The sequence below is a fragment of the Microcystis sp. M53602_WE12 genome (genome assembly GCF_030065455.1).
Classification (GTDB): Bacteria; Cyanobacteriota; Cyanobacteriia; order Cyanobacteriales; family Microcystaceae; genus Microcystis; species Microcystis aeruginosa.
In genome coordinates, this window is the sequence record NZ_JASJFB010000525.1 from 1 (window position 1) to 1,879 (window position 1,879).

1 protein-coding gene and 3 pseudogenes are annotated in these 1,879 nt (G+C 37.8%); 1 reads left to right on the plus strand and 3 read right to left on the minus strand.

Translation table 11 applies throughout. The features are described 5' to 3' along the window. The 3 pseudogenes from PX482_RS17075 to PX482_RS17085 all read right to left on the minus strand — a co-directional run. Positions 1-118 (minus strand): annotated as a pseudogene (locus PX482_RS17075) (DUF2887 domain-containing protein); the annotation flags it as partial. 52 nt (positions 119-170) lie between these two features. Beyond that, positions 171-788: pseudogene (locus tag PX482_RS17080) on the minus strand (Rpn family recombination-promoting nuclease/putative transposase). Positions 789-981: 193 nt separating this feature from the next. After that, positions 982-1,427: pseudogene (locus PX482_RS17085) on the minus strand (DUF29 domain-containing protein). 175 nt (positions 1,428-1,602) lie between these two features. Here PX482_RS17085 and PX482_RS17090 point away from each other — a divergent pair. Further along, positions 1,603-1,879, plus strand: a 277-nt coding sequence (locus PX482_RS17090; protein WP_288122741.1) for a DUF3782 domain-containing protein, incomplete at its 3' end; no start/stop codon positions are given.

The window sequence follows — 1,879 nt, forward strand, 5'->3', positions numbered from 1 at the left end:
TAGCTTCTTGATAAAACTTGGTTTGTTTCCATTCCGTGAGATTAAACATGGCTTCTAACTCCTGGCGACTTTTCTGCGGAAATTTGTAGATAATAATCTTCTCGATTAACTCGATAACAGGCTCTTCTCGACTTTGTGTGATAATTTTTGCTTATGGAATCGTGAAATGCTTATCGGGCAAGACTTTTAGGGCTATTTTGCGGATATTCTATCAGTATAGACCTCGTTTCCACACAGAAACCAGAAGAGCCGATAACATTTCTTTGAGTGTTAGGGTCAACAATCTGTTGGCGAGTTTGGTCAATCAAGGATTGAACCTGTTCTGGTGCTTTTTTCGTGCTGATGACGATAAACTGGAGGATACTTATCCCAAGAGATGGAGGGGACTCACCCTCGATTTCATCGAGATATATCCGTTGCATCTGCTCTAAGTTTAGCAAATTCTGGTAAGCGAGGGGAAACCCGGTGTCTAAGCGTCGCCTTCCCCAGATAATTACGGGACAGCAAGTACGTTCAGGCTTATACTGCTTAAGATAGAGGAAGATTTGAGTGATGAATCGCCAATAAAAATCCTCATCCTTTTAAAATTGAACTTCGACAAAGTAAAGCGGCTAATCTGGGGGGTCTGCATCGGGAATAAATACCCCATCGAGTCGGAAAGCTAATTCTTTGATTTCGACTGATTTAAATTGATAATTTTGCGCCAGATTGGGAGATTTTCCTAGCAGTTGAAAGAGAAGTTCGGGAAAGACTTGAAATAAGGTATAAAATATTTTATCAGTTTTCATTATTTGAGTAAATACAATTGAAGCCAACTGTACTACTTTTAGGGTTCCAAGTCAATAGTTTTTTGGTGGATTTTTGTTAAGTTTTATCAAAATAATTTGAAAATAATTTTCTCCAGAAAAAAACTACCTTTCCTTGTTCTAATTGTTCTAATTCTTTAATTGCTGTCATAACATCCTTTTCTTGATCTGATTTTTATGGCAACCAAGAGCGATCTAGTAATTCTTCTAGTGAGTAAGGACATTGAGAGGGAAAATCACAGTATTCACTGGTTTTATTTTGACAAAACCTAACGCATCTTGGTAGATAGAGTTTAATTCTTCTTCTCAAGAATTGCGGAGATTAGCCGTCATTTTTCGCCTTAATTGAGTCCGAAAATTATAAATTTCTTCCTGCTAATGAATTGTCTTATATTCTGCCTCTTTTGTTCAGTATTGCAGTAATAATAGATGGCGGATAATCTGTTCTAAAAGACTGGCTACCGCATTTTTCTTTTCTTTGCCCAAATCCTCTAATTCCTCGATTAAATGTTCTAAGTCTAGCTGTTGAAATTGATGATTTCTAAGCAAGCTAACGGTTTCTCCTAGCCATTGAGAGTCATCAATATCATAGAGTTGTTTTAAGGCGTGAATTCTTTGCATCATTGATGGTCTCCATTAGCAGTTTTATCGTTTTGAGTATCTTGACATCAGGGAAGTTTAGTGATTAACATAAAATTTACTCCATCGCATTGGTAAATTAGTCAAAAATCTTCCTCATGAATCGGCAAAATTCAGTAAAATAGCAATAGACCAAATCAGAGAGAAAAAATTAGCTATGGCAACTACATCCGAAGACGTATGGCGACTCTTAGCCGAATTAGCGACTGCTCAAGCTGAATTAACTGCCGCTCAAAAAGAAACTGACAAACAACTGAAGGAAGTTAGTCAGCAACAGAAGAAAACTGACAAACAACTCAAAGAATTAGGTCAGCAAATTGGGGGACTCGGTGCAAAATTCGGCAGCTTTACCGAAGGACTTGCCCTCCCTTCAATGGAAAAGATTCTCAGACAACGCTTTGGTATGGAAGTTATCAGTCCCAGTGTGCGAGTCA